At 60.3% G+C, this 7738-nt stretch carries 6 protein-coding genes and 1 pseudogene; 1 reads left to right on the plus strand and 6 read right to left on the minus strand.

Going from position 1 to position 7738, the window contains the following annotated elements; genetic code table 11:
- Window positions 1–115: 115 nt before the first annotated feature.
- Window positions 116–778, plus strand: a complete 663-nt coding sequence (locus Q0J74_RS03050) for a helix-turn-helix transcriptional regulator (RefSeq protein ID WP_297210416.1) — start codon at window positions 116–118, stop codon at window positions 776–778.
- 34 nt (window positions 779–812) lie between these two features.
- Here Q0J74_RS03050 and Q0J74_RS03055 read toward each other — a convergent pair whose 3' ends face one another.
- The 6 genes and pseudogenes from Q0J74_RS03055 to Q0J74_RS03080 form a co-directional block, all read right to left on the minus strand.
- On the minus strand, window positions 813–1988 hold the full coding sequence (locus tag Q0J74_RS03055; RefSeq protein ID WP_297210419.1) for a MalY/PatB family protein: 1176 nt from the start codon (window positions 1986–1988) through the stop codon (window positions 813–815).
- On the minus strand, window positions 1972–3978 hold the full coding sequence (locus Q0J74_RS03060) for an alpha/beta hydrolase family protein (RefSeq protein WP_297210422.1): 2007 nt from the start codon (window positions 3976–3978) through the stop codon (window positions 1972–1974). The genes Q0J74_RS03055 and Q0J74_RS03060 overlap by 17 nt, the downstream gene beginning before the upstream one ends.
- A gap of 4 nt (window positions 3979–3982) precedes the next feature.
- Window positions 3983–5455: a leucyl aminopeptidase family protein gene (locus Q0J74_RS03065; RefSeq protein WP_297210425.1), complete on the minus strand. Its 1473-nt coding sequence runs from the start codon at window positions 5453–5455 to the stop codon at window positions 3983–3985.
- On the minus strand, window positions 5452–6495 hold the full coding sequence (locus Q0J74_RS03070; protein WP_297210428.1) for an ABC transporter ATP-binding protein: 1044 nt from the start codon (window positions 6493–6495) through the stop codon (window positions 5452–5454). Before Q0J74_RS03070 ends, Q0J74_RS03065 begins: the two co-directional genes overlap by 4 nt.
- Window position 6496: 1 nt before the next feature.
- The gene (locus Q0J74_RS03075; RefSeq protein ID WP_297210431.1) at window positions 6497–7477 is read right to left on the minus strand and encodes an ABC transporter ATP-binding protein; all 981 of its coding nucleotides are present in this window, start codon (window positions 7475–7477) and stop codon (window positions 6497–6499) included.
- A 12-nt stretch (window positions 7478–7489) separates the two neighbouring features.
- Window positions 7490–7738 (minus strand): annotated as a pseudogene (locus tag Q0J74_RS03080) (ABC transporter permease); the annotation flags it as partial.

The following is a 7738-nucleotide window of genomic DNA, read 5'->3' on the forward strand; positions in this document are numbered from 1 at the left end:
GGGGCAGTTCCCTTAAAAATGGTAAGAAAATTTTATTAAACGATTGCAATTAAAATAAAAATCAGTTACAATGAATGTCGCAATTGGCAGATGATGCGGGGAAAGGAGGGATAATTTGAGCAATTACGCCTATTTGGAACGTTACATTCCCGTTGTTGAATTTATGGGAGAGATTTGCGGTAAAAACTATGAGATCATTCTCCATGATGTCTCCACTCCGGAGCGCTCGGTAATCGTGGCCTGCAACGGACATCTCAGCGGCCGGCGGGTGGGCGACCCGATGACCGAGCTGGCAAAGGAGCTGATCCAGACCGGGGCCTATCTGGAGCACGACTACGTGGCCAATTATGAGGGACGCACACGAGGCGGCAAGCGTTTCGTGTCCTCCACCTTTTTCATCAAGGAGGATGGAGAGCTGCGTGGACTGATCTGCGTCAATCACGATGTGGAGGAATTCTTCCTCCTCTCCGAGCATCTGGACAAGCTGATGCACGCCTATCCCCTGCTGATGGAGGGAGAGCGGCATACCTCCTACACGGAAAACCTGGACGACTCTATTTCGGAGCTGTCCAGCAATATCATCCACACCACAGTACACCGCTACGATGTGCCGCCGGCTGACATGAATTCCTCCGACAAGCTGAACATCATCCGGACCCTGGAGGTGCAGGGGGTTTTCGCAACCAAAGGCTCTGTGGGACAGGCCGCCCGGGAGCTTCAGATTTCCGAACCCACCGTTTACCGCTATCTCCAGCGAATCAGAAACGGAAAAGGTTAAAAAACCGCCGGAACCTCTCGGTTCCGGCGGTTTTTCATAGGATATGGTCTGCGATCCGCTGAAACGCGGTCAGCAGCAGCGCACGTGGACAGGCCAAATTAGCCCTCATAAACTGGCTGTATTCCGGTGAAAACTCCCTGCCCGGCGTAAAAGCCACCCCGCAGGTGTCAACCAGAAATCGTTCCAGTTCCTCCCCCCTCCCCAGGCCGGAGAAATCAATCCAGGAGAAGTAGGTGGCCTCCATGGGATAGGCGGTCAGCTGGGGCAGATGGGTGCGGATAAAGGCCTCCAGGGCCTGCCGGTTCTGGTCCACATAGGAAATCACCCCATCCAGCCAGTAGCCGCAGGATTCATAGGCGGTCTCCAGAGCGATGGCCCCGAAGAGATTATCCAGCCTGGTCTGGTAGCGCGCCATGACCTGGTTGAAGCGGTTCCGGAGCGTCTCGTCGTGGATCACCAGCGTGGCCAGTTGAAGTCCCCCCAGATTAAAGGTTTTATTGGTTGAGGTGAGAAGCACGGAGCTCCGGGCCAGCTGGGGCGAGAGGGAGGGCAGCGGCGTATAGTGATAGCCGGGCATTACCAGGTCTGCGTGGATATCGTCGCTGAGAATGGTCACATGATGCCGCAGACACAGCTCCCCCAGCCGTTCCAGCTCTGCCCAGGTCCAGAGCCTGCCGGTGGGATTGTTGGGGTTGGACATCAGCAGAATCTTGGTGCGGGGCATGGCCAGCACCCGCTCCAGATCGTCAAAGTCCAGCTCATAGCGCCCGTTGACCAGCTTGAGAGGATTTTCTGAAATGATCCGCCCGCCGGCGGTGACGGAATTCATCAGCGCATCATAGTTGGGCGTCTGCATTACAATGCGGTCCCCTGGTTGGGAGAGCAGGTCAATGAGCACATTGACGGCAAAGATCACACCGGGCGGCGCAAAGGCCAGCGCCTGCTGCGGCACCTCCCAGCCGTGGCGCTGCCGGAACCAGTGCCGCACCGCAGAGAGGTACCGCTGGGTGCGCATGGTATAGCCCATAACGCCGTGGTCAATCCGGGCGGAAAAGGCGTCCAGGATCTCAGGCGCACAGGGGAAATCCATATCGGCCACCCACAGGGGAATGACGTCCTCTTTTCCAAACTCCTCCAGCGTTCCGTCCCATTTGAAGGACTGACTGCCGCGGCGCTCAACGGCGGTGTCGAAATCAAGGCATTTCATCATGGGCGCTTCCCTCTTTCAGGTATCTGTCCAGCCAGGCCAGGATCTCCTCCATGCGGCAGATGCGGTTCGACGGAGTTCCTGTGCGGCTCAGCCCGTGATCCTCCCCGTAAAACAGGCACAGCTTGCTCTCCACCCCGTGGAGCTTCAGTGCCGCGAACATCTCCAGTCCATTGTTCAGCGTACAGCGGTAATCCTTGTCGGAGTGGATGAACAGGGTGGGCGTCCTGACCTGGTCGGCGTAAGACAGGGGCGAGGCCGTCCACAGCCGCTCCGGATGGTCCCACACGGTGCCGAGCTGCTGGTCCGGCACATAGTAATAGCCGATATCGGAGAGCAGATAGTCCCCAACATAATTGGAAATGCTCCGCTGGGAGACCGCGCAGCGGAAACGGTGGGTGTGTCCGATAACCCAGTTGGTCATAAAGCCGCCGTAAGAGCCGCCGCATACGCCGAGCCGCTCCGGGTCGATATCCGGATAACGGACCAGAACCTCATCGGTAAAGTCCATCAGATCCTGGAAATCCACGGTGCCGTACCTCCCCTGAAGGTCCGCAAAGTCGTTGCCCTTTCCGCAGCTGCCCCTGGGATTGCAGTAGAAGACGAAATATCCCCGGGCCGCCCACAGCTGCATCTCGTGGTGGAAGCCGGGTCCGAAGACCATTTTGGGGCCGCCGTGGATGTGGAGGATGCCGGGATAGGAGGCGCCGGGCCGGTATCCCGCCGGCTTGAGAACAAAGCCGTCGATCTCCACGCCGTCCCGGTCCAGGAAGGAGAAGGCCTCCGGAACAGACAGAGTCCGTCCGGCGGATACCTGGTCGTTGAAATGGGAGGTCCGCAGAAGCGCGCCCCCCTGCCACAGATAGACCTCTGGCAGGTCCAGACCGGTGGCCGCCACCAGGGCGAACCGCTCCCCGTCCAGCGTGTCAAAGTCGATCAGGTAGTCGTCGGTGGTAAGTAGGGCAGAGACCCCCTCCTCCCTGGTCCAGCGGCACAGTTGGGTCCCCACGCCGTTGGTGTTCAGGAAATAAAGGGCCTTCCCCACCATCTTCTGTCCGCGCACGGCGCCGTCAAAGCTGTCGGTGACCACCTCGGAATTGACCCGGCGGTTATACCGGCCCAGACTGTGCGCTCCGTCCTCATTCACCAGGAAAAAGGTGGGGTGCTCGTAGACTCCGTAATCCTTCATCACCAGGCCCAGGCAGAGAAACTCCTGCCCGTGGAAGCCCACAAAGTCAATGCTGTATTGATCCGGGGTGATCAGGGTCCGCAGGCCCTCCGCCACCGACCAGAGGTACATGCCCTCGGTCACAGGCTTTACGTCCCGGAAGGGAAAGGCGGTAAACAGCACCTGCCCCTCCCCCGCGCTGACCCGGTTCACATCCCAATCCTCCGGAGTGAGCTGCCGGAAGGCGCCGTCAGCTTCCACCAGGAAGAGGGTGTTTCTGGTCTGGTTGTACATGCCCACGCCGTTTTCACACAGGGGAAGCTCCGTCAGGGTTTTGTAGCCCTTGGTGTGGAGCCTGCGCGCCGCCTCCCGCTCCCGAAGCGGTGGGGCCAGGGTCAGCAGGTTGGGTCGGTCCAGATGGGTCTCCGCGGTGACGAAGTAGCGCCCTGCTCCCGCCGGCCAGACGGCGGTGACAGAGAGCGGGAGGCGGAACAGCTCCTCCCGCCCCCCATTGGAGACGTTCAGGCGAACCAGGGTGCTCCAAGACTCTTCTATTCCCCGGGCAAGCAGCTCGGGATCGCTCTGGCGCTCTATGAGAAGAAGCCGCTCCGGTCCGTCCCACACCGCCCTGCGCTGGCCCTCGCTGCCGGGCAGTTCCGCGCAGGCACCTGTTTCCGGCGTATATACCCACAGGCTCCACCGGTAGCAGTCCTTCTCCTCATCAATGCGTTTCAGCGCGAAGGCCAGCCGCGCTCCATCCGGGGAGAAAGCCAGCGCGGAGGGATAGCGGTATTTGAGAAAGTCGGTCAGCTGAAGTCTTTCCATTCTCTTATCCCTTCTCCATTTCACACATGGTTTCAAAGAGCAGACGGGTGCCGAATCCGATGCCGCCCTTGGCGTAAATCCCCTCGCAGCTCCGGCTCCAGGCCGTGCCGCCAATGTCCAAATGGACCCAGGGGGTATCCTCGACAAACTCCTTGACGAACATGGCGCCTACCGTGGCGTAGCCGCCCACGCTGGAACCCATGGCGCTGTTCTTCAGGTGGGCCACCCTGGAATCCAGTACCCGGCGGAGGTTCTCATCACAGGGCAGCTCCCACACCCGCTCGCAGGAGGCGGTCGCTCCGGCCTCCACATAGGCGGACAGGGTGTGGTCATTGGTAAACAGGCCGCACCGCCGGTCGCCCAGGGCGGTCTGAATGCCGTCTGTCAGGGTAGCGATGTCAATGATGCGGTCCACACCGCAGCACTGCTTGGCGTAGGTCACCGCATCGGCCAGGGTGATACGGCCCTCGGCATCGGTGTTGTTGACCTCGATGTACCGGCCCGACATGGAATGGATCACATCGCCCGGCACATAGGCGGTAGCGGAGAGCTTGTTCTCGCAGGCCGCCACAATTCCGGTGACGTTCAGGGCCAGCCCTCTGGCCTGGGCGGCCCAAAGGGCGCAGATCACCGCCGCGCCGCCGCTCATATCGTGCTGCATGGTCTCCATAAACTCAGAGGACTGGAGGGAATAGCCGCCGCTGTCATAGGTCAGACCCTTGCCGATCAGTCCCAGACGGCGCTCCGGGCGGCCCGGATCGCCGTTGTAGGTCATTACGATGAGCTTGGGTTCCTGAATGGAGCCCTTCCCCACCTCCAGGAAAGCGGTAAGCCCCAGCTGCCTGATCTCTTCCCGGCCGTACACCCGCACCTGAACCGGGGTATCCGCCAAAATTTTTCCGGCGGCCTCCGCCAGCTTTTCCGGGGTCATTACCGTAGGCGGCTCGTTAATCAGATCCCGAGCCAGGCAGGCAGCCTCTCCGCCCGCCGCCGCCTGATCCAGGGCCTGCCTGAACGCCTCCTCCTGGCAGGCGCAGCAGAAAGCGGCCTCCGAGACGCCGGCCGGGTCCGGGCTGGACTTGTATTTGTCAAAGCGGTACCCCGACAGCAGCATGGCCTCGGCGGCCTTCTGGAGCATGGGGGGCGTCATTCCCTCCAGCCCCCGCAAATCGGTTACCACCCGGCTCAGGCTCAGCCCGTGGCACTGGCGGTAGACTGTCCCGCAGCTGTGCAGCATGGTCTCCGGGTCAGGCACAGGACCGAGGCCCAGCAGGAAATATTGGACGATGCGTCCGGCCTGGAGGGTGGTGAAGCGGTACACCTCATCCCGCCGGCCGGAAAAGGCACCCTGGCCGCAGATGGCCTGGAGCTCCCCGTCGCAGGGCAGGCGAAGCCGGTTCAGCGTCCCCTCCCGGACAGGGACCACCACGCCGTCCCAGGCCCGCTGCTCATAGCCTATACACAGATCAAGTTTCACAGACAGATTCCTCCCTTCACGGAATCAGCGGCACTCCCCTCCGCCCCTGCCAGGTGGCAGGCCACAAAATGCTCCGGCTCCACTTCCCGCAGCTGCGGCATGGTCTGGGCGCACTCAGGGCGGGCAAGGGGGCAGCGGTCATGAAACAGGCAGCCGGAGGGCAGATGGATGGGACTGGGAATCTCACCCTTCAGCTCCTGAGATTGGCTGAGTTTGTTCTCATCAATGGTAGGTGCCGCGGAAAACAGCGCCTTGGTATAGGGATGCAGCGGCTTTTGGAACAGCTGCCGCTTGGGCGCCCGCTCCACAATGGTACCCAGGTACATCACCCCCAGCCGGTCGCTGATGTGCTTCACCACGCTGAGGTCATGGGCGATGAACAAATAGGACAGGCCGAACTCGTCTTTCAAGTCCATGAGGATGTTGAGAATCTGGGCCTGGATGGACACGTCCAGTGCGGACACCGGCTCGTCGGCAATGATGAACTTGGGTTCCACAGCCAGCGCCCGGGCAATGCCGATGCGCTGCCTCTGGCCGCCGGAGAACTGATGGGGATACCGGTTGGACTGCTCCGCGCTCAGCCCCACCCGTTCCAGCAGATAGATCGCCTTCTCCTCGGCGGCTGCTTTGGAGGGCGCCAGCTTGTGGAACAAAATCGGTTCGGTCAGGATGTCCAGCACCTTCTGCCTGGGATTCAGGGAGGCGTACGGGTCCTGGAAAATCATCTGCATCTGCCTGCGGATGGGTCGCAGGTCCTTGAGCTTCCTGTGGGTGATATCCTGCCCTTCAAACAGGATACGGCCGCTTTTTGGCTCCTGGAGGCGAATGACGGTGCGGGCGGTGGTAGATTTGCCGCAGCCGGATTCCCCCACCAGACTGAATACCTCCCCCTCCTCAATCTCAAAGCTCACGTGGTTTACCGCATGCACCACCTGCTGCTCCACGGAGAAGCGGCCGTGCTTGAATTTGATCCGGTCCAGCAGGTCCTGGGTCAGGTCAAACTCCTGGATCAGATCTTCCACCTGGAGGATACGGCTCATCTCAGTCCCCTCCTTTCAGCGGGAAGTGGCAGCACACCGTGTGTCCCTCCCCTACCGTCTGATCCACCGGCGCCTGGGTGCGGCAGATCTCCTGGCAGTACTTGCACCGGGGCGCGAAGTAGCAGCCCTGGGGCAGATCCAGCATGCTGGGTACCATGCCGGGGATGGACTCCAGCCGGTCCTGTTCCTCCGAGATCCTGGGGATGGAATTGAGCAGGCCCACGGTGTAGGGGTGGCTGGCCCGGCGGATTACATCGTCCCTGGAGCCGCTCTCTACAATTTTCCCGCAGTACATCACGATAACCCGGTCGGCCATCTGGGATACCACCGCCAGATCGTGGGTGATGAGAATCAGGGAGGCGTTTTGCTCCTTCACCAGCCGGTCCATCAGATTCAGAATCTGGGCCTGGATGGTGACATCCAGCGCGGTGGTGGGCTCGTCGGCAATGATCAGCTTGGGATTGGCCGCCAGGGCGATGGCAATGATCACCCGCTGGCGCATACCGCCGGAGAACTGATGGGGATAGCTTTTTAGCCGGTCCTCCGGATTGGGGATGCCCACCATGTGCAGCAGTTGGATGCAGCGCTCCCGTTTTTCCTTGTGGGACATGCCCTTCTGGTGCAGATCCAGCATTTCCGTGATCTGCTTTTCAATGGTATACAGGGGGTTGAGGGAGGTCATGGGGTCCTGAAACACCATGGCGATGTCCTTGCCTCGGATTTTCATCATTTCCTTCTCATTTTTACGGCTGATATCCTCGCCGTTAAACAGGATGCGCTGGGACTGGACCACACCGGGACTTTCCACCAGCTTCAAAATGGAGAAACTGGTGACGGATTTCCCGCTGCCGGATTCCCCCACGATCCCCAGGACCTGCCCCTCATCCAGGGAAAAGCTGATATCATCCACCGCCTTGACCACGCCGCGGAAGGTGTGGAAATAGGTGCGCAGATGTTCTACTTGCAGCAGTGTCTTTCCCACGATTTCCACTCCTTACTTCAGTTTTGGATTAAACTCGTCTCTCAGGAAATCGCCCAGCAGGTTGATTCCGAAGACCAGCAGCATGATATAAATGCCGGGGAAGACCGCAATCCACCAGTAGCCGCTGAAAAGCACGTCAAAACCGTTTTTCACCAGCATGCCCAAAGAGGGCTCGGTCACCGGAACGCCCACGCCCAGGAAGGAAAGGGTGGCCTCGGAGAGGATCAGTCCGCCCACCTTCATGGTGGAGAGCACAATGAT

Origin of the sequence: uncultured Flavonifractor sp. (genome assembly GCF_944387675.1) — a bacterium.
Taxonomy (GTDB): domain Bacteria; phylum Bacillota; class Clostridia; order Oscillospirales; family Oscillospiraceae; genus Flavonifractor.

What these genes read in the sequence shown, in the direction of transcription:
- Q0J74_RS03055 (WP_297210419.1), bottom strand. Translation starts at nt 1,988, where the DNA reads ATGATGAAATGCCTTGATTTCGACACCGCCGTTGAGCGCCGCGGCAGT.
- Q0J74_RS03060 (WP_297210422.1), bottom strand. Translation starts at nt 3,978, where the DNA reads ATGGAAAGACTTCAGCTGACCGACTTTCTCAAATACCGCTATCCCTCC.
- Q0J74_RS03070 (WP_297210428.1), bottom strand. Translation starts at nt 6,495, where the DNA reads ATGAGCCGTATCCTCCAGGTGGAAGATCTGATCCAGGAGTTTGACCTG.